Consider the following 20,273-nt stretch of genomic DNA (forward strand, 5'->3'; position numbering starts at 1 on the left):
AAGAACACGCACGTGCCAAGGGTTCAAGAAAAAGCCAAAATTCTCGAAAGTCATAGGGAAGCGGAGGGCATTTACCGGCTGGTGCTCTATGCGCCAAAAATTGTGCCCACAGCACGCCCGGGTCAATTTGTCATGGTCCGCGTCGCTTCCGAAGGTGCCGATCCACTGCTGGCACGCCCCTTTTCCTTTTACCGGCTGCACAAGGATGACGGCTTGTGTGAAATCCTTTTGAGAGTCGTCGGTACAGGAACACGCCTTCTGACGCGACGCACGCCGGGAAGCTCAGTGGATGTGGTGGGACCTTTGGGACGTGGGTTTACGGCCCCGACAAGTTCGGAAGAGACGGTGGTTTTAGTGGCGGGTGGCATCGGCATCGCTCCCCTTCGAGCGCTCCTGGATCATATGCTGGCCACCACACACAAGAACCATCCGGAACGCCTTCACCTTTATTACGGGGCTCGATCGGCCGGCGAACTCATCGCTTTGCATGCCCTGCAGCGAGCGGGGGTTGTCACGGTGGTGAGCACGGACGACGGGTCGGCAGGAGAGGCCGGCACGGTGCTGGACGCTATGCGAAAGAGATGGGAAGCGTCTGCCCAAATGCCCAATCGGCTGTACGCGTGCGGATCTTTACCCATGCAAGTGAATGTGGCGCGGTGGATTCGCGGTCGAAATATTCTGGTAGAAATGTCTTTGGAATCCATGATGGCCTGCGGCATCGGGGCTTGCCTGGGTTGTGCTTTGCCCGCGGTGGATCCCGAAGCCCCTCATGAGCCACGCTATCTGCATGTGTGCCAAGACGGTCCTGTTCTGGACCCGAGAAGGATACAATGGGACAAACTTCAACCCGTCATGGCTCGGCCCCTGACCTTCACGTCTCTTTAGGGCCCCTCCATTTGGTGAATCCTGTGCTGACCGCCTCCGGAACTTTCGGCTACGGGCTGGAATTCTCCGACTTTGTGGATCTGTCTCGACTGGGGGCAATTGTCGTCAAAGGCATCTCGCTCAAACCACGCCCCGGCAATCCGCCGCCGCGGCTCGCCGAAACCCCCTGCGGCATGATCAATGCCATCGGATTGGAAAATGTGGGCGTCGAGCACTTCATCTCGGACAAATTGCCGCTCCTTCGCCAACGCGGCGCCGTGATCATCGTCAACATTTTGGGCAACACCGTTGAAGAATACGCCGAACTAGCCCGCGTGCTTTCGGAAGTTTCCGGGATCGCCGCCTTGGAAATCAACATCAGTTGTCCCAACGTGAAAAAAGGCGGCATGGCCTTCGGCACCCACCCTCACATGGCGGCGAAGGTGGTCGGCGCCGTGCGGGCGTGCACGACGTTGCCGCTCATCACGAAACTCAGCCCCAATGTGACGTCCATTGCGGAGATCGCGCGCGCCGTGGTGGATGCGGGTTCCGATATTCTTTCCTGCATCAATACAGTTTCGGCCATGGCGGTGGATCCCTTCAGCCGCCGTCCCAAATTGGCCAACATTGTGGGAGGACTCTCTGGGCCGGCCATTAAGCCCATCGCCCTGCGTTGCGTTTACGAAACCGTGCAAGCCGTTTCCTGCCCTGTCATCGGCATCGGCGGCATCCGAACGGCCTTGGATGCTTTGGAATTCCTCGTGGTGGGAGCTTCCGCCGTTCAGGTGGGTACAGCCAATTTGGTCCATCCTAGAGCGAGCCTGGATATCCTTGAAGGGATCGAAAGGTTTTGTCGCCACCAGGGTATCGGCGCCATCACTGATTACATCGGCACTTTGGACACGGCCTGCCGCTTTCCCTTTGCCGATGAAGTCTGCGGCGTTGAGCCGCTTGCTCGAGAGCCCATGTAAGGTGTTCTTTTCTTGGAGTTTGTTTGAAAAAGCTCTCCGAAGGTTTTGCGTCCGCATCGAAGATTTTCGTGCTCATGCTTTTGAAGGGATGGCTTTCCGGCCGTCCGCGAACATCCAGACCCCAAAGAGACTGGTCCTTCCATTCACGGATGCAAGCCCGCGCAAACACCCAGAGCCAATGATCGAACCGCCAGGAGGCAGGCCCTCTGAAGGAAATAGGAGCGGCGACCCCCTGGCATCGCAGGGACGCACTCCTGCGCGTCCGCGCACTCCCACACAACAAAACCATGAAGGCATTGTTCGACAGTCTTCCAAAATGGCTGCCGATTTGAAGCTCTTTGGGAGACCCCTCACAGCGGTTCCTCAGCGTCCTTTGGCGCTTCAGTCAAGGAACGGGCGAAGCGTTCTCCCTCCATGCGGCACTGTCTCAGCCATTGGGGATCCTTTTCCACGTCTTTTTTCCCCTCCAACTCCCTCAGACACAGTTCTCCCACCATTTGGCCGCCAAGAGCGTCCATGAAATAGGTAAACGTCAAACGTGCACAATCAAAAAGTCGTTTTCCTCGCGTGGCTGCAGCACTGAGAAGGAATCCTTTCTTGCCATCCTTTGACGCCGCAGATGCCGATATTGGTTGGGCTTTTTCGTGCAGGCTTTTTTTCATAAACAGCGCTTGACTGCGATCGATGAGAAGCTTCACTTGGCCTGTGAGATTGTAAAAATACACAGGGGAAGCCAAAACAATACCGTGTGCCGCTTCCAGTAGGGGATACACCTCCTGCATGTCATCTTTGACCACACATTGGCCCGTCTCATCGCACCCGCCACATCCGAGGCAGCCTTGCAGATTGAGTTTTCGCACATAGATCTGGCGTACCAGAGCGCCTTCCTGCTGAGCTCCCTCCAAAAAAGCATTCAGCATTTTGTCCGTGTTCCCTCCAGCTCGCGGCGATCCGTAAATACCCACGATTCGCATGGACCCTCCCTTTTTTGCCGTGTGCCCCCAGGGCGAAGGTGCCGCTCTGGCACCACGGCCTTTAAGCACTCTGCCATGAGCCTTGGGGCTCTTCTCTGGCAGAGTGTCGCCCAGAAAACCTTGCTTCGCTCCTTTATAGATCACGGGGAACCTCGCTTCCAGTACCTTGCGCCAGATGGTGTCTAAATGACTCCCGGGCTGAACCTATCAAGGGCCGCAGCAGCACCGGGAAGGATCGTCCAGAGATGTGACAAAGCAGCTGTTCTTGTTCGCCGAAGGAGCTTTTTATAGGATGCGTGGGAAACGTGCAGTTCCTTATGAGATTTTGTGAATCTAGTGACCATAATGTTTGTGCGGGAATTGACCTTGTCGAAGGTAAGGAACTCGAAAGGCCTGAGAGAAAGGACGCAGCCATGGGGCGAAGAAAAAAACGCATTGTGTGGTCATGGAAGCCGGAAACAGGCGAGCTGGCGTGGGAGTATGTCAAGGCGGGAGTACTTATGGCATCGAGCAAAGGGCTTGTGTCAGCCAGAAAAGCGCTCGCCGATCTCATGGACTTTGTGAGTGACCTGGATGATGCGGGCGACGAGGTGGAGGCCCACAGGGTCATGGAAGAATGGGTGGAAATGGCATGGACCATCCGGGACCAAGTGGACGGGGAACTTAGAAACGCCATCGAGGAGGCCTGCCACGAGTGGTGGAACGCCGACGAAGACGACAATTAGACTGGCAGGCCAACGGGTGATCCAAGGGGGCTTTTGGGGCGCACACGGCGGAAATGGCGGCTAAGAAGGTCTCCTGCCGCGCATCGGAACTGAAAGTTATGAAACCTATTGCATGCGACTTTCGTGCCAAAGCCTACCGCATGCATTGCGACCGCGTGGGAAATCTTTTCAGCTCAGGCGGATATTTTCGATGGCACCTAGCCTGCTCGCAAAGAACCTCATCACCCAGCACGCATCACATCTCACGTTTCCAGGCTCACTCGGTTTCGCCCTTCCGTCTTGCTTCGGTAGAGCTGCTTGTCGGCCCGTTCCACCACGGCCTCGGCGGTCTCGCCCGGGCGGGAGACGGCGCCTCCGATGGAAACGGTCACCGCAATCCGATTCCCAAGGTGGTCGAGCCAGCTCTTTTCAATGAGCATCCGCAGGCGTTCCGCCAACGCACGCAAGCCGTCAGCGGTGGTATTCCGGCAAAGAACCACGAATTCTTCCCCGCCCCATCGACACGCCATGTCCAAGCTGCGAACGGTGCTGTCCAGGACACCCGCCACCATGCGCAGCACCTTGTCGCCCACGCCGTGCCCCCAGGTGTCGTTTACGGCTTTAAAGTGGTCGATGTCCACGAGGAGAACGCCGTACGAAACCCCGTATGCCCTTTCGTCCTTTTGGCATTCTTGAAGGCGTATCTCGGCATACCGGCGGTTGCCCACTCCAGTGAGCGGGTCTGTCAACACTTCTTTTCGGAGTTTCTGAATCTCTTGCAGAATATCGACTTTTTCGAAGGCAGCGTGGAAGATCTCCACAGCCCCCAAGATCCGGCCGGCGTCATTGCGCAGGGCCGTGGCGCGCACAACCACAGGGACTCGGTGCCCAAGCTTGTGGTGCATGTAGACCTGAGCCTCGCGCATTCGGCCATCCCGAATCACGGCCGCCACAGGGCACCCCTCAACACACAGCTCTCGCCCCGACTCATCCACGTGCCTCAAGAGGTTGTCAGCGCACGATTTTCCCAAAACTTCCTGGGCCGTGTAACCGCTGATCCGCTCTGCCGCTTTGTTCCAAAAAGTGATCCGTCGCTGCGCGTCCACAAAGTAGACGCCGTCCGCCATGCTATCCAAAAGCCTCTTGAAGAAAGCCTCATCCACGTCGCTCCCTCCCCTTCTCAAGACATTCCTCCATATCCTTCTGGGCTTCCGCCGGCGATTCCTTACAGCGGGCAAGAAACGCCTCGCGCTTGTCTTTTGACCATTGAGAACAGAAGGCGGGCTTTCCCTTTATGACCCGTTTCATGCACAGTGAACAGGCGGGTTCGCAGCGCACGATGGGTTCCGGCACTTCACCCTTGGCTTTCCTGGGCCAGAGGGGATCAGCAAAGAGGATGCGGGGCAGCCCGATGAGATCCGCCTTGCCTTGCTCGAGAATGGTTTCGGCCGTTTCCGGATCTTGAATGCGGCCGGCGGCGATGATGGGCGTGCCAGCCACGGCCTTTTTGATCCGAGCGGCCAAATCCGCCATATACCCTTGCACCTTTTCCCTGGCGAGATAGTCCGGCAGGAAAAAGGAATCGTAGGTCCCGGCCATAACGGAAAGGTAGGCCACTTGGCGCTTTTCCAGCTCGACGGCGTAGACGGACGTTTCCTCCACCATGAGCCCGTCCTTGAGGCACTCATCAGCCAGGAATCGATACCCCACCGGATAGCCGGGACCCACGGCGTCCTGAACCGCCGCCACCACCTCAAGGGGATAGGGCATGCGGTTCTCCAAAGGTCCTCCGTACTTATCCCCCCGTCGGTTGGTCCGCGGCGACAGGAACTGCACCAGCAGGTACCCCGTGCCGCCGTGGATCTCGACGAGATCGAACCCAGCCTCCCGAAGCCTTCGGGCTGCGGCCGCATAGGCCTGGCGAACGGTTTCCATGTCCGGTTCATCCATCTCTTTGGGCACCACCTCGCCTGTTCGAAATGGCGACGGCGCCAGGCGATGGGGCGTGTAGGCGTATCGACCCGCATGATTGATCTGGGCCGCCGCCAAGGCTCCTTCTTTTTTAATGACTCGAGCCAGTTGCTCCAGGCTCGGCAGGTAGCGGTCGTCGTCGGCCCGGAGCATGAACGGGCTTCCCAGCCCCGTTTCGTGGACCCCGATGTTTTCCACCACGATCATGGCCGCCCCTGATCGGGCCATCTCCCCGTAATGGTCCAAAAGGAGCGGGGTGACCGTGCCGTCGGCACCCGCGTAACCTGCAAAAAAGGGGGCCATGGTGATCCGATTGGAAAGGCTAAGGCCTTTCATACCAAGAGGTGAAAAAAGCAGAGGGTACCGTGTCATGGGGCATCTCCTTTTATCGTCAACCGGCCGGCGGCACGGGGGAGAGGACAACCTTGTCTCCCCCTTCGCAGGATCCTTGAGGCCGTGATCACTTGGATTCCCACGCTCCACCGGGCCCTCCTTTCCCTTTATCCGTCACCTGTTCATTTCATAGGCACCTTTGAGGACATAGATGTGGTCATTCCAGACGGTGGTGAACCGCGACGGGGGAACATGGGGTTTTCGAATCATTTTCTGGCACAAATCCATCTGCTCGGGCGTGCTGCTGGGCTTAGAGTAGATCTCCAGACTGAATTTGGAAAAGTCGCGGACCATGAGGTCAAAAATTTGGTCCACCAGGTTTTTGTCCACGTTGTCCATGGCCGCCTTTTCCAGAATGAGCTGGCCGTAAGCCACCAGCGTGAAAAGTTCTCCGAGACTCAGAAGGAAATCGATGTCACGGCTCTGCTCCTTGCTTGGGGGGGCGCCATGAGGAAGCGCTTGAACGCCTCAATCTGTTCCTTGAAGACCGCCAGATTGGGCAAATCCATGCTATCGTAGGCTATTCGGTAGTCATGGAAAAGCACTTTGCTGAGCCCGCCCGTAGGGCCCTGACGAAAAAGAAAATCATCGTCGGCCGCGTCGTCCCGCTTGGGAATTGTCGGAAACGGCGCCAGGTTGAAGAGAAAGTTTTTCATGAATTTGACCACCAGTGCCATGTTCACGTGCACGGTTCCTTCGAGCTTGGGTAGGGCACGAATCTCCCGAGCGGCCATTTCGAAGTAGACATCCTTCTCAAAGCCACGGGCGGCAATGACGTCCCAAAGCAGGTTGATCACGTGCTCGCCTTCGGTGGTCACCTTCATTTTCACCATGGGGTTGTAAAGCAAGTAGCGGCGGTCCTCAAGGGATGCGGAACGCATGTAGTCAATGGCTCGCGTGGAAAAGAGCTTCATGGCGGCCAGCCGGGCATAGGCATTCACGAAGAGCCGGCGGATATGAGGGAAATCGGTCACCCACGTGCCGTAGAGGTTGCGGTTGGCGGCATGCGTAATCGCCTCATAGGGGGCATGGGTGCAAATGCCGATGGAACCCCAACCTAGATTGAACTTGCCCGCACTGACCGTGCTGAGAGCCGCGTCCCAGGCCGCCTGGCCCGTGAACAGGATGTCGTCTTCATTCAGCGGATACCCGTGCAGAGCGTGTTCGGCCACAAACCCCTGCCAGGCCACCACGTTTTGGATGCACTCGTAGCCTTAGTGGCGCGAATCCACCGCAAAAAACACATACTCACCGGTTTCGCTGTTCTTGCCAAAGGTGGAGACCATGGCGACTTCGTTGCCGTTGCCGATGTAGTACTTGCCGCCGTCGGCCACGTAGCGGCCGTTACCCAACGGGGTCAAGGCCATTTCGGTGGAATAGTGGTCCGCGCCGTGCGCCCGTTCCGACAGACCGAATGCGAAAATGTGACCCTCCCTGAGGAGCTGTGCCGCCTTCTTTTTGGGCACCTCATTGGCGCTCATCCAGATGGGGCCCAGGCCCAAAATGGTCACCTGCCAGGTGTACCAGTAGGGCAGGCCGTAAAAGCCCAGGATTTCATTCATGTCGCAGATGCGCCTCGTGTCCCAACGGTAGGCCGGGTCGCCGCCGCCGTAGGCTGAGGGGGTCAGAAGGGGAGCAAATTCATTGTCCTTGACGAAATCCAGAAAATCCCTGTACCAAACCTGCTTGTGATAGTCCTCCTTGAGCCTGGCTTTGCCCTTGGTTTCAAAAAACTGGATCGTCTTGCGCATGATGGCCCTGGATCGCGGGTCCAAATGGGCGTAATCTTCCTTCTGAGGATGTAACAACATGCCTTTTCCCTCCTTTCTTGAAGTCCGGACCCTGTTGGGCCGCTTGCCGATCGAAAAAGCTTTGTGATTGAAAGCACGTAGAGGCCTATGCTATGAAGGCTCACGTCTTGGGCCCAACGGGATGTCCCATAAACGCCATCATTTTTCAAGCCAAGGAGGAAAAACCATGTCCCAAAGAAAACCCTTGATTGTTTTCTTGACCCTCGTGGCCGTTGTGGTTTGCTCACCTACGGTGTGGGGGGCCGACACCATCAAGATCGGCTTTGACATTCCCCTCACCGGGGACATTCCCAAGGTGGGCGAAGGGTCCAAGTACGCTGCTGAAATTCTTTTGGCGGAAGTGAACGGGGCCGGCGGCCTCAAGGTCGGTGACAAGACCTACATGTTGCAATTCATCTATTAGGACAGCGAATCCAAGGCGGAATCGGCCACGGCCGCTGCCTTGAAGCTCATCACTCAGGACCAGGTGCTGGCCGTCATCGGCCCTCAAGCCAGCAAACAGGCCATTCCCGCCGGGGAAGTCTGCAACTCCTATAAGACCCCGATGATTTCCCCGTGGTCCACCAATCCCCAGACCACCAAGGACCGTCCCTACGTGTTTCGCGCTTGTTTCTTGGATCCTTTTCAGGGGCCTGTAGCGGCCAAGTTTGCGATGGAAGAATTCCAGGCCAAGAAAGCCGCGGTGCTCTATGACATCGCCAGTGATTATCCCAAGGGACTGGCGGAATATTTCAAGGAAGCCTTTGAAAAGATTCACGGCTCCGGTTCCATCGTGGCCTTTGAAACCTTTACCACCAAAGACCGCGATTTCAGCGCCCAGCTGACCAATATCATCAAGTCCGGCGCCGATGTGCTCTTTACACCACAATACTACGATGAAGTCCCCCTCATCATCAAACAGGCCCATCAACTGGGCTGGAAAAAACCCATCATGGGCAGCGACAGCTGGGGCTCCGCGGAACTCATGAAACTGTGCGGCGACGACTGCAAAGGTCTTTATTTCACCACCCACTATGCGGCGGCCGGGGCCAAGGGAGCCACGAAAGAGTTCATTGACAAGTATAACGCCAAGTACGGGTATGTTCCGGACGATGTGGCGGCGCTCACCTGGGATGCCATTCGGTTGTTGCTGCAAGCCATTCAGAACACGGGAGGCCTGACTGGAAACCTGGAAAAAGACCGGGAGAACGTGAAGAACGCTCTGGCTCAAATCAAGGACTTTGACGGCATCACCGGCACAATGACCTTCACGCCTGAAGGGGATCCCATCAAGTGCGCCGTGGTGGTGAAGATCAGCGACCAAGGCGAATTTGAATTTTACAAATCGGTCTGCCCGTAAACCCACAGAGCGTTTGTCGTTCCTAGGGGAAGCGCCATGAGAACAGGGGATGCCGCCGTGAGAAGGGTTGGAAGGATCCCGTGCGCCCTGAAAGGGTTTCAGGGCTTCCTGCAGGTCGGGATTTCGAGCACATTCCTTTGAAGGAGCATCACGAATCACGAAATCGCCGTGCGGCGCCAAACCATAAGGACAGCCGGGATGACGACGACAAGACGTCGGCTGAAAAGAATCTCACAGTAACCCTTGCCGAAAAAAGAAACAGCCAGTGGACCTGCTTCTGCAAAACATCCTGAACGCCTTGCAGTGGGGAAGTTTCTACGCCCTGATCGCCCTTGGCTACACTTTGGTCTATGGCGTTCTGCTTTTGATCAACTTCGCCCACGGGGATATCTTCATGGTGGGGGCGTACATCGGCTTTTTCGTCGCCAACTTCTTATTGGGCGCCTATGCCTTCAAGCTTCCCACGACCCTCTCTCCTCCTGCGGTTTTTGCTCTCACCATCTTGGCCACCATGGTTTTGACCGCGCTCGTTGGCGTCACCTTGTAAAGGGTGGCCTATCGGCCCCTGCGACCCCGTGGTGCGCCGCGCCTTTACGTGGTCATCACCGCCCTCATGTGCGGCTTGCTTCTGGAAAACGGCAACTTGGCCCTCTTGGGCGCCAGCCGACGCAGCTTTCCCACTCTCATTCCGGCCACCGTGTATGACGTCGCCGGCGTGCTCGTCACCAATGTCAAGCTCGTGGTCATTCTGGCCACGATTCTGGTCTTTTTCTTTCTTGAAACCATCGTGCGCAAGACCAAACTCGGCATGGCCATGCGTGCCATCTCCTATGACCGTATGGCCGTGCCCCTCATGGGCATTCCTGTGGATCGGGTGATCGTCTTTACCTTTATCCTGGGATCATCCATGGCGGCACTGGGTGGCGTGCTTTTCGCCTCGGCCTATCCGGTCCTGGAACCCTACATGGGAGCCCTTATCGGCTGGAAAGCCTTTATCGCTGCCGTCATCGGCGGTATCGGAGAAATTCGAGGCGCTTTTGTGGGCGGATTTCTTCTGGGCTTCGTGGAAATTTTCGTGGCCGCCTTTTTTCCATCCACCCTGCGGGATCTCATCGCCTTCAGCATTCTCTTGGTGTTCTTGAGTTTTCGCCCCACGGGCATTTTTGGGGTTGCTCGGGCCACCAAGATCTGAGTGCAGGACAAGAGCATGCGACGCTACCTTGGATTCTGGCTCTACGCCATCTTTTCCCTCGTGCTTCTCTGGATCTGTCAGGCTCGATGGCTCACACCCTATGTGCAACTCGTGCTGATGTTCATCGGCATCAACATCATCCTCTCCAGTTCCTTGAATCTCATCAACGGGTACATGGGAGAATTCTCCTGCGGTCATGCGGGGTTTATGGCGGTGGGCGCCTACGTGGCCTCTATCCTCAACGTGGGGCTGTTTACCTCCCACCAAGGTATTTGGCCCTCCACTGCTTTCGCCCTCGACCGCCGTGTACCTTTTTCCGGCGACGCTTCTTGCCGGGGGAGTGGCTGCGGCCCTGGCGGGCCTTTTGGTGGCGTTTCCATCCTTTCGCACGCGCGGCGACTATCTGGCCATCATCACCCTGGCGGTCAACTACATCGTCAAGAGTGCAGTGGAAAATATTCAAGCCATCGGCGGTGCGCGAGGCTTTATGGGCATGCGCAAAGTCGTCGAAGGCATGGAAGCGGTCTGGAACATTCCTTGGGTCTTGCTGTGGATTCTCGTCTTTACAGGACTCACCGTGTGGGTGCTGCACCGCCTTGTTTCATCTTCCTACGGCAAAGGCATCGTGGCCATTCGCGATGATGAAATCGCCGCGGAAATCATGGGCGTGAACACGCGGCGCATGAAGGTCGTGGCTTTTATGCTTTCTTCCGGTCTTGCCGGGGTTGCTGGAGGCCTCTTTGCGCACATTCTCGGCTATATCAATCCGGGAACCTTCACCATCATGAAATCGACGGAAGTCATGGTCATGGTCTATCTGGGGGGCATGGGATCCTTAAGCGGCTCGGTGCTGAGCGCCGTGGCCTTTACCTTGATTTTGGAGCTGCTGCGACCCCTTCAGGTGATCAAATGGGTGGTGATTCCGCTTCTTCTCATTCTGCTCATGCTGCTGCGCCCCGAGGGCATCCTCGGCAACCGGGAACTCACAGACGTCTTTCCCAGGCTTCGCCGCTGGTTTGCCACGGAAAAGGAAGCCTAGATGGCGCTCCTAGACATTCGAAAACTCACCCACGACTTCGGCGGGCTTCGAGCTGTGGCCAATTTCAACCTCAGCTTGCAGGGCGGAGAGCTCTTGGGGCTGATCGGCCCTAATGGAGCCGGAAAGACCACCGTGTTCAACTTGGTATGCGGATTCTACAAGCCGACGGAGGGACAGATACTGTTTCAAAACAAGGACATTACGGGGTTGAGGCCGCACGCCGTCACCGCCATGGGAATCGCCCGCACTTTTCAAAACATTCGCCTTTGGAACACCCTCACCGTTTTTGACAACCTGTGTATCGCCCAACATTTCCGCCTAGGCTATAGGCTGCTGGACCTCGTGCTGCACACCGGGCGCTACATCCGTCAAGAACGTTCCGTGCGGCGCACTGCCGAAGAACTTCTGGAAATCATGGGCCTGCGCCATTACGCTCAGGAACTGCCGAGCAATCTCCCCTACGGCATGCAACGGCGCCTCGAGATCGGCCGCACCCTGGCCAGCCAGCCCAAACTCCTGCTGCTGGATGAACCAGCCGCTGGCATGAACCCCGGCGAAATCGATCAGTTGGTGGAAACCATTCGTTGGATTCGCCAGTCCTTTCAACTGACCATTTGGCTCATCGAACACCACATGCGGGTGGTCATGAGCGTCTGCGAACGCGTACAGGTCCTGGATTTTGGGGCAACCATCGCCGATGGAGCGCCTGAGGACGTTCAGCGCAACCCTCGCGTCATTCAGGCTTACCTGGGGAGTGAAGAACTGAGCCATGCTTGAAGTGACCAATCTGCACGTGCGGTACGGCAACATCGAGGCCCTGCACGGCATCTCCTTCACCGTGCGTGAAGGGGAAATGGTGGCCTTGCTCGGTGCCAACGGCGCCGGCAAGACGACCACCCTATGCGGCATCATGCGCCTTCCGCCTCCAGAAGGGCCCGTGGTCACGAAAGGGAGTCTGCGTTTTCGCGGCATTGATCTGCTCCATGTGCCGCCCCATGAGGTGGTGGCTAAACACGGAATCGGCCTGGTGCCAGAAGGGCGTCACATCTTCGGCAACTTGACCGTGATGGAAAACCTTCGCATCGCCACTTACGCCAGCAAAGACACAGCGGCCATCGCCAAGGATATGGATCGAGTGTTCGCCCTTTTTCCCAGACTGGCCGACCGGAAAAACCAAAGGGCGGGCACACTGAGCGGCGGGGAACAGCAGATGCTGGCCATGGGCCGCGCCTTTATGTCGGGCGTGCGTTGGATTCTTCTGGATGAACCGTCCATGGGGCTCTCGCCGCTGCTCATGCAGGAACTGTTTCGCGTCCTCAAGGAACTCAACGAAACAGGCACCACCATTCTCGTGGTGGAGCAAAACGCACACTTGGCTCTGCGCTACGCTCACCGAGCGTACGTCATGGAAACAGGGCGCATCGTTATGGAAGGCCCGGCCCAGAAGCTGGCTCAAAACCCCGAAATCAAAAAGGCCTATCTGGGCTGACCCACGGGAGCAAGACCATGAAGATCCTTATCTGTGACGGACTGCATGCTCAGGGTTTGGACATTTTGCGTGCCGATCCGGATGTGGAAGTGCTGGCGCCGGATCAGCCCAGTGTTGGGCTCATTCGAGAGCTTCTGCCGGAATGCGCGGCCATGGTGGTGCGCAGCCGCACCAAAGTCACGGAAGACTTCCTGGAAAACGCTCCGCGTCTCAGGGTCATTGGCCGAGCCGGCACCGGAGTGGACAACATTCATGTTTCGGCAGCCAGCGCTCGAGGCATCCTGGTGATGAACACTCCCGGAGCCAACGCCATGGCGGCGGCGGAACACACCATGGCCCTCATGCTGGCCCTGGCCCGCCACGTGCCCCAGGCAACGCAGTCCATGCGGGAAGGCCGATGGGACAAGAAACGTTTCATGGGCACCGAACTCTATCAACAGACCTTAGGCATTGTGGGCCTGGGAAAAATCGGCACCATCGTGGCCGATCGGGCCTTGGGATTCAAAATGAACGTCTTGGCCCACGACCCGCACATCACACCGGAAACGGCGGCCATTTTGGGAACCGAGTGGGTGGAACTGGACGAGATGTGGCCCCGCGCAGACTTCATCACCCTTCATACGCCCCTTACGCCCGAAACGCGAAACCTGATTAATCGGGACACGCTGAGCAAGATGAAAAAGGGTGTGCGCATCATTAATTGCGCGCGAGGCGGTCTCATCGACGAAGAGGCCCTGTACGAAGCCCTCGTGGCAGGGCATGTGGCCGGAGCGGCCTTGGACGTCTTCGCCAAGGAGCCTCCCGAAGGAAGCCCGCTCTTGACGTTACCCAACGTCATTTTTACGCCGCACCTGGGAGCGTCCAGTTACCAAGCCCAAGAAAACGTCTCTCGAGCCATCGCGGTGCAGATTTTGGATTATCTTAAGCGGGGCATCACTCGCAATGCCGTGAATTTTCCTTCCATCAGCGCCCGGGAATACGACCGCATTCGCCCCTATATGATTCTGGCCGAACGGCTCGGGCACTTGCATGGCCAACTGAGCACCCCTATCGAACGTGTGGACATCGAATACAGCGGCCCGGAGCTGCAGGAGCTGCCTCTGGATCCTCTCACGCAGAGCATTGCCAAGGGGCTTTTGGATCCCATTTTGGCCGAAAAGGTCAACCTGGTGAACGCCCCCATGCTGTTGCAGGAGCGCAAAATCCGGCTCACGGCCACCCGCACTTCCGAAGCTCGAGGCTACATGGGCCTTATTCGTGTCACCGTGGAAAGCAGGGGCCAAAAAAAATCAGCCACCGGGGCCGTTTTTCCCGGTAACGAAATCCGTCTCATTCGTTTCAACACCTATCGGCTGGAAGCTGAACCGGAAGGCATCAACCTCATCGTTCAAAACAAGGACACTCCGGGTGTCATCGGCTTCATTGGAACCACGCTGGGCGCCTTTCAGGTCAACATCGCCAACATGCACTTGAGCCGCACGCCGGAAAGGGACAAGGCCGTGGCCATCATTCGCCTGGATACCGAAGCGCCCGAAGACGCCCTGAAAGCCCTTCGCGCCAGTCCGATGATTCTTTCCGTGGAACAGGTGAAGTTGTAATAGGGCCTCAAAAAAGAACCTGCCCGGCCGGAGGGGGTAGCCGGGCAGGCCAAGGAGGGGTTAGGAGAAGGCGACATACCGTCTGCCTACCTATGCTTAGTCTAACGACGTCCTGAACGGAATTCAACCCCCCTTCCGCCAAATCCCTTGTGACATTTTCCCGACAGAAGCGCCGCGGAACCTTGGACCGGCTCTTGCTCCAAGGGCTGAAAGCCTGTCCGAGAATGCCGTTTTTGGACACCGGTGCCGGAACACAGGTTGCACCGCAGGGACGACATTCTCGCACTTTGATTATCGGATCTCGGCGTTCGGACTGGACGGCACACTCGACGGAAGGGCCGCTCTAAGGGTCCATAAACTCCCGAACGGCCGGATGGCCGTCCCTCCGAAAGCATGGGCGCGAAATCCTCGATCCGAGCGCATAAACCCTTGGAGCCTTTCTCGAACACGCTTTTGTGCGCCATACGGTATGAGGAATGGCGCACCCAGACATTCCCCGTTTTTTTGCCAACTCACGCGCCTACAAGGCGACGTGATGGACCCAACCAAAGGGATCTTCTTTTTCACCGTATTGAATCCCCGTGATCTCGTCGTAAAAACGTTGAGACCATTCGCCTACGCCGCCGTCACCCACTTTGTAGGTCTTGTCCTTGTAACAGACTTGGCCCACGGGCGAAATGACCGCCGCCGTGCCTGTGCCGAAGATTTCTTTCATGGTTCCCGTCGCCATGGCATCCAGGACTTCATCAATGGTGATGGGTCGCTCGTGGACCGTAAGGCCCCAATGTTGTGCCAGGTGAATGACCGAGTCCCTCGTGACGCCGGGAAGAATGGACCCGCTCAAAGGCGGTGTCACCAGCTCGCCTTTTATCAAGAAAAAAATATTCATGGTGCCCACTTCTTCCACATAGCGACGTTCCACGGCGTCCAGCCACAGAACCTGAGTGTAACCCTTCTTCTTGGCCACCTCCTGGGCTCGAAGGCTTGCCGCATAATTGGCCATGGTCTTGGCCTCTCCCACACCACCCCGCACCGCTCGGACATACTCGTCCGTGACGTAAATTTTCACAGAGTTGAACCCTTCCGGATAGTACGCCCCCACAGGACCCGTGATCACATAATGAAGGTATTCCGTGGCCGGGCGCACGCCTAAATGCGGTTCGGAAGCGATCATGGTCGGGCGAATGTAGAGCGAAGCCCCCTTGCTGCGAGGCACCCAGTCTGCGTCCAGGCGAACCAGGGTTTCAATGGCCTGCAGATGAAAATGCACGTCCACTTCAGGCATGCACAGGCGCTGCGCCGACCTATTAAAACGCTTCATGTTTTCCAGAGGGCGAAAAAGATGAATGCGCCCGTCGGCACATCGGTAGGCCTTGAGTCCCTCAAAAATGCCTTGGCCGTAATGAAGCACCATGGCTGCGGGATCCAAGGGCAACGGCCCGTAAGGAACAATGCGCGCGTTGGACCATCCCTCCGGCGCCTTATAATCCATTAAAAACATATGGTCGGTGAAGATCTTGCCGAAAACCAGTCCCGCATCCGCCGGCCGAGCTTTTCTCTGGTCCGGCGCCACAGCTTGAATGGTAATTTCCATGAAACCCTCCCCCCAAGAATTCACATTGTGCCTACGCACGCCCTTCACCCTTGGCTCTTCCTTGCCCCAAAGCCGCCCCATTCAATGGGTCAGAATCTTGCTCAAGAACAACCGCGTCCGCTCATTTTGCGGGTTGGAAAAGAATTGCTGTGGGGGAGCACTTTCAATCAAACGCCCCTCATCCATGAACACTACTCGGTGAGCTACTTCCCGGGCAAAACCCATCTCGTGGGTCACCACCACCATGGTCATGCCTTCCTTAGCCAGCTTCTTCATTACGTCCAGCACTTCATTGATCATCTCCGGATCCAGCGCCGACGTCGGTTCATCAAACAACATGATCTTCGGCCGCATGGCCAACCCTCGAGCGATGGCCACGCGCTGCTGCTGCCCCCCCGAAAGCTGCGCCGGATAATCATCGGCTTTTTCACGAATCCCGACCTTGTCCAGAATTTCCAAGGCCAAGGCCTCCGCGTCTTTTCTGGGCATCTTGCGCACCTTCATGGGCGCCAAAATGATGTTTTCCAGAGCGGTCATGTGCGGATAAAGATTAAACTGTTGAAAAACAAACCCGATTTCAGCCCGCAACTTGGTGATGTCCGTCTTGGGATCGTTCAGATCCATGCCGTCCACCACAATGGTTCCCTTTTGAATAGGCTCCAACTTGTTGATACACCGAATCATGGTGCTCTTGCCCGACCCGCTCGGACCGCACACCACCACCACTTCTCCCGACTCCACCGTGAAATCGATGTCCTTTAAGACATGCAGCGGGCCGAACCATTTGTTCACGCCGCGAAAAAGGATCATGGCCATGGGCTTTTCCACTCGGATTTCACAATGCTCACGCCTTGCTGGCCCTGTAGGTTGCGTAGGTGCCTGTCTGAAAACTCGCTTGCCCCTTCACGACCTCGCATTTTCCATGAGTGACAAGACCACATGTGGCTCGAATTGGCATTCGAGCACACGCTCCCGGGCCCGCGCACCGCCACCTTACGCCAGCACAGCCCGCTCTGGCAAGAATCGAAATCGGCTTTACGTGACAAACCAAACCCCAAGGCGGCAGTTTATCGGAAATACCTATTTGACACATGGAAAAGTTCCACCTAGAAAGCAAGTTGAGTAGAAAAAATTACCCTTATGGATGACCTCTATGACCGAGACAGCGATCCGCTTGGCCTCGCCCGTTGCCGATACCTTTGAACCGACGATCATCCTTTATTGCTGCCAGTGGTGTTCTTATGCCGCGGCGGATCTGGCGGGGGGCCATGAGGCTTCCTTACCCTACGAACGTGCGCATCGTTCAGGTGCCGTGCACAGGGCGCGTGGATGTCTTGCATCTGCTCAAGCCTCTAGAGCAAGGAGCCGACGGCGTCTACGTCTCCGGCTGTCTTCCTGGAGAATGTCACTATATATCTGGCAATCTCAAGGCCGCCAAACGCGTCGCTCGAGTCCAAAAGCTCATTGAAGCGCTCGGCGTGGAACCCGAAAGGGTTGGCATCGTCTACAATTCGGCGTCCATGGGACCACAGTTTGCTCAATGCTGCCGCGATATTACGGAACGCCTTCGCGCCCTAGGCCCCATCTATTCCAAGGACTGAGAAACGGTCAGGCTTTTTGCCACACGGCCTGCCGCTTCATGACGGCCATCGTATGGGGTTGAAAGTTGTCGTGCTGCCAAAACCTCGGCGACATGCTCGAAACAGCAGCCTTTGACAACAGGCTGAGCATCGTGAATCATGTGGTCTTCCTTGACTGTTGGAGAAGACGGAAGCTGGCCCATGCAGCTTTTCGGTTGTGGCGTCGCTATTTTTCGCAGCACCCTCTTTGGAATGAAAAAACCCGGTGGAAAGATCTTAGCCATTCCGTACTGCTTCGCTTCGCCTCCGAGCATACGGACGCGCAAAGAGCGCTCTTCGACCTGATCATGGTGTGTCAGGAACTCGGACACGCTGACGACGGCCAGTCTCTAGATCTGGAAACCCTGTGTCGCCTTTTTAACGGGTATTTTTACCTCATGAATCAAGCACAATGTGAAATCATGGCCCGCTTGGCCTGGGTGCAAAGGTCGCTACGCATGGAAAAGCCGCTGGTGGATTTGGCCTGTGATCCATTCATTTATGAGACCAAAGCTCTTTTGGAAATTCCTGCTCCCTGCCCGAAACATCCCGGTTATGAGGAATACCGAAGGAGCCAAGGCATGGAGCGCGCCGTCGTGGTTCGCAAAGCCATTGGCCAAGCTCTGCGTCATCTTCGAGCCATGGCATAGAGAGCGTTTACGCTTTAAGACATCGAGGAGGCCTATGCTTTCGACGTGCACCATCGGCATCGCCGGCCATGTGGATCACGGCAAAACCTCCCTGGTCAGAGCCCTGACGGGGTGGGATACGGATCGACTGCAAGAGGAAAAACGCCGGGGCCTGACCATTGAACCCGGCGTCGCGCCTCTTGTGCTGCCCAGCGGCCGACGTCTGGCCTTGATGGACGTTCCAGGCCACAAAGATTTTCGAAAGAATACCATTCGAGGTCTGAGCAGTGTGGCGGCAGCGATTCTCGTGGTCGCCGCCGATGACGGTATCATGCCTCAGACCTTAGATCATCTGGAAATCCTCCGGTTCATGGGGGCCAAAACCGGAATGGTGGTCCTCAGCAAGGCGGATTTGGTGGATGAGGAGACCCTGGAACTGGCCGAAATGGAAGTGCGCGATCTAGTGCAGGGCGCGTTTCTCGAGGGCTGTTCCGTGGTGCCCTTTTCTGCGCTAAACCGCCGTGGTCTTGACCACGTCCTTATGGAATTGCAGCAGGTGGCGGACGCGGTCACCGTGGATTGTGTCCATCCCGTCTTTCGGCTCTGGATCGATCGAGTGATCCAGGCGGCGGGCTTCGGCACCATTGTCTCCGGCACGGTTCTTTCCGGCACACTAGCCGAAGGTGACCCGGTGGAAATCCATCCGACCCGCACCACAACAACGGCGCGTTTTCTGGAAGTGCACCACGAAAGGGTGCCAAGGGTTGAACCGGGCATGCGGGCCGGAATCAACCTGCGCGGAGTCCCTTTGGAGGCCGTCGATCATGGTATGGCCTTGAGCAGCCCCGGTTACGCTTCCCCAGCCTTATATCTCAATGCGCAGCTGGAAATTTCCCGACATGCTGTCAAACCTTTGATCAACCGCACGCGGGTTAAGATGCATCTGGGAACGGGATGTCACAACGCCCTCGTCGTTCTAATGGACCGCGAGTCCCTCAACCCTGGAGAGAGCGGTCTAGTGCAATTTCGAATGGAAAGACCGGTCACGGCACTGGCCCGCGATCCCTTCGTGATGTGTTCTTTGGATTTGGAAGCCGTGCTGGGAGGCGGAACCGTTTTGGAAATTTCCGGCCAAAAATTCAGGGAACGCAAAGCACCCAAGATCGTGCCTTTTCTCGAATGCCTCATTCGAGAAGACGTCTCCGGCGCCTTGGATATGCTTTTCCAACGCAGCGGCAACCGCGCCCTGACGCTTCAGGACATGACCCGCGCCACGGGTTTTGCGAGCCGACGCATTGCCGAACACCTGGATCAAGCCCGCAGGCAGGATCGTTACGTGTCCATGGGCCAGGATTTTTACATTCCAAAAGCCGCCTACAACCACCTAATTCGGGAAGTTTTTCAGGCCCTGTCGGCAATCTTGTCCGAAAACCCGTTGAAGACCGCCGTGACCGCCCAGGAAATTCGGTATCGCGTCGATGCGCACCTGGACGATACCGTCTGCGCCCATGTTCTGGACGCGTTGGTCGAAAGCGGTATGGTCGCACGGACGGAGGGCTCTTACCGGCTTCCCGACCGTGTTACAGCTCTTCCCCGACGGCAACAGGAAATGGTGCAGAGAATTCTGGATTACGCCAACAAATTGGGTTGGCGCACTTTTGCCGTGGGCACTTTTTGCGACGAGCATGGTGAGCGATACCCTAGGCCGGAGGTTCAAAAACTCGTCGATTATCTGACAGCGCAGAAAATCTTGGTCCGTCTTCGTGATGGGCGCTATATGACCCGCAAGGCCCTTGAAGAGGTCAAAGAAAAGGTTCGAGAGAAAATTTTTCGTGACGGGGCAGTGACGGTTGCGGACTGTTCGGAACTGTTTGGTTTTGGGCGAACCCGTGGCATTAGCATTCTGGATTATCTGGACTCCACCGGCATGACCGTGCGCGTCGGCGATCGGCGCGTTCTTTCAGACCAATACGCGCAGGCCTTTTGGAGCGAGCGGCACCGTCGTCACAATGGTTCGTCAAATTCCTAAAAGTCCTAGGTATCCCAAAGATTTCGCTGAAAACGGACTGTTATGGTCGGCCCTTTC

14 protein-coding genes and 5 pseudogenes are annotated in these 20,273 nt (G+C 56.8%); 13 read left to right on the forward strand and 6 right to left on the reverse strand.

The window, feature by feature from the left end; translation table 11 throughout:
* Positions 1–12: 12 nt before the first annotated feature.
* Positions 13–885 (forward strand): dihydroorotate dehydrogenase electron transfer subunit, encoded by an 873-nt coding sequence (locus ACUVSA_RS01100; protein WP_445893463.1) that lies wholly within the window; start codon positions 13–15, stop codon positions 883–885.
* Positions 831–1,835: a dihydroorotate dehydrogenase gene (locus tag ACUVSA_RS01105; protein ID WP_445893464.1), complete on the forward strand. Its 1,005-nt coding sequence runs from the start codon at positions 831–833 to the stop codon at positions 1,833–1,835. The genes ACUVSA_RS01100 and ACUVSA_RS01105 overlap by 55 nt, the downstream gene beginning before the upstream one ends.
* A gap of 350 nt (positions 1,836–2,185) precedes the next feature.
* Here the strand turns inward: ACUVSA_RS01105 and ACUVSA_RS01110 are convergent, their stop codons facing one another.
* Positions 2,186–2,809: a flavodoxin family protein gene (locus tag ACUVSA_RS01110; protein WP_445891251.1), complete on the reverse strand. Its 624-nt coding sequence runs from the start codon at positions 2,807–2,809 to the stop codon at positions 2,186–2,188.
* 413 nt (positions 2,810–3,222) lie between these two features.
* Between ACUVSA_RS01110 and ACUVSA_RS01115 the strand changes: the two genes are divergently transcribed.
* Positions 3,223–3,534, forward strand: a complete 312-nt coding sequence (locus ACUVSA_RS01115; protein WP_445893465.1) for a hypothetical protein — start codon at positions 3,223–3,225, stop codon at positions 3,532–3,534.
* Positions 3,535–3,776: 242 nt separating this feature from the next.
* On the opposite strand, the gene ACUVSA_RS01120 is transcribed toward ACUVSA_RS01115, so the two are convergent.
* From ACUVSA_RS01120 to ACUVSA_RS01130, 3 genes and pseudogenes are all read right to left on the reverse strand, one after another.
* Positions 3,777–4,676, reverse strand: coding sequence for a sensor domain-containing diguanylate cyclase (locus ACUVSA_RS01120; protein WP_445893466.1), 900 nt, complete (start codon positions 4,674–4,676; stop codon positions 3,777–3,779).
* Positions 4,669–5,856, reverse strand: a complete 1,188-nt coding sequence (locus tag ACUVSA_RS01125; RefSeq protein WP_445893467.1) for an oxidoreductase — start codon at positions 5,854–5,856, stop codon at positions 4,669–4,671. Before ACUVSA_RS01125 ends, ACUVSA_RS01120 begins: the two co-directional genes overlap by 8 nt.
* Positions 5,857–5,991: 135 nt before the next feature.
* Positions 5,992–7,688: pseudogene (locus tag ACUVSA_RS01130) on the reverse strand (acyl-CoA dehydrogenase family protein).
* Positions 7,689–7,854: 166 nt separating this feature from the next.
* On the opposite strand from ACUVSA_RS01130, the pseudogene ACUVSA_RS01135 reads away from it, so the two are divergent.
* From ACUVSA_RS01135 to serA, 6 genes and pseudogenes are all read left to right on the forward strand, one after another.
* Positions 7,855–9,027: pseudogene (locus ACUVSA_RS01135) on the forward strand (ABC transporter substrate-binding protein).
* A 265-nt stretch (positions 9,028–9,292) separates the two neighbouring features.
* Positions 9,293–10,219, forward strand: a pseudogene (locus ACUVSA_RS01140) (branched-chain amino acid ABC transporter permease).
* 15 nt (positions 10,220–10,234) lie between these two features.
* Positions 10,235–11,258 (forward strand): annotated as a pseudogene (locus tag ACUVSA_RS01145) (branched-chain amino acid ABC transporter permease).
* A complete protein-coding gene (locus ACUVSA_RS01150) occupies positions 11,259–12,035 on the forward strand; it encodes an ABC transporter ATP-binding protein (RefSeq protein ID WP_445893468.1) in 777 nt (258 codons plus the stop codon).
* A complete protein-coding gene (locus tag ACUVSA_RS01155; protein ID WP_445893469.1) occupies positions 12,028–12,747 on the forward strand; it encodes an ABC transporter ATP-binding protein in 720 nt (239 codons plus the stop codon). The genes ACUVSA_RS01150 and ACUVSA_RS01155 overlap by 8 nt, the downstream gene beginning before the upstream one ends.
* A gap of 17 nt (positions 12,748–12,764) precedes the next feature.
* Positions 12,765–14,345 carry a phosphoglycerate dehydrogenase gene (serA, locus tag ACUVSA_RS01160; protein ID WP_445893470.1) on the forward strand — a complete coding sequence of 527 codons (1,581 nt, stop codon included), beginning with the start codon at positions 12,765–12,767 and terminating at the stop codon, positions 14,343–14,345.
* 520 nt (positions 14,346–14,865) lie between these two features.
* Here serA and ACUVSA_RS01165 read toward each other — a convergent pair.
* Together ACUVSA_RS01165 and ACUVSA_RS01170 are read right to left on the reverse strand one after the other, a co-directional pair.
* A complete protein-coding gene (locus tag ACUVSA_RS01165) occupies positions 14,866–15,939 on the reverse strand; it encodes a branched-chain amino acid aminotransferase (protein WP_445893471.1) in 1,074 nt (357 codons plus the stop codon).
* An 81-nt stretch (positions 15,940–16,020) separates the two neighbouring features.
* The gene (locus ACUVSA_RS01170) at positions 16,021–16,749 is read right to left on the reverse strand and encodes an amino acid ABC transporter ATP-binding protein (RefSeq protein WP_445893528.1); all 729 of its coding nucleotides are present in this window, start codon (positions 16,747–16,749) and stop codon (positions 16,021–16,023) included.
* Between the two features lie 343 nt (positions 16,750–17,092).
* Between ACUVSA_RS01170 and ACUVSA_RS01175 the strand changes: the two are divergent.
* From ACUVSA_RS01175 to selB, 4 genes and pseudogenes are all read left to right on the forward strand, one after another.
* Positions 17,093–17,179, forward strand: a pseudogene (locus ACUVSA_RS01175) (hypothetical protein); the annotation flags it as partial.
* Between the two features lie 28 nt (positions 17,180–17,207).
* Positions 17,208–17,540, forward strand: coding sequence for a hydrogenase iron-sulfur subunit (locus tag ACUVSA_RS01180; protein WP_445893472.1), 333 nt, complete (start codon positions 17,208–17,210; stop codon positions 17,538–17,540).
* A gap of 92 nt (positions 17,541–17,632) precedes the next feature.
* Positions 17,633–18,208 carry a hypothetical protein gene (locus ACUVSA_RS01185; protein WP_445893473.1) on the forward strand — a complete coding sequence of 192 codons (576 nt, stop codon included), beginning with the start codon at positions 17,633–17,635 and terminating at the stop codon, positions 18,206–18,208.
* Positions 18,209–18,242: 34 nt separating this feature from the next.
* Positions 18,243–20,216 carry a selenocysteine-specific translation elongation factor gene (selB, locus tag ACUVSA_RS01190; protein ID WP_445893474.1) on the forward strand — a complete coding sequence of 658 codons (1,974 nt, stop codon included), beginning with the start codon at positions 18,243–18,245 and terminating at the stop codon, positions 20,214–20,216.
* Positions 20,217–20,273: the final 57 nt, after the last annotated feature.

Source organism: Desulfosoma sp., assembly GCF_052743555.1.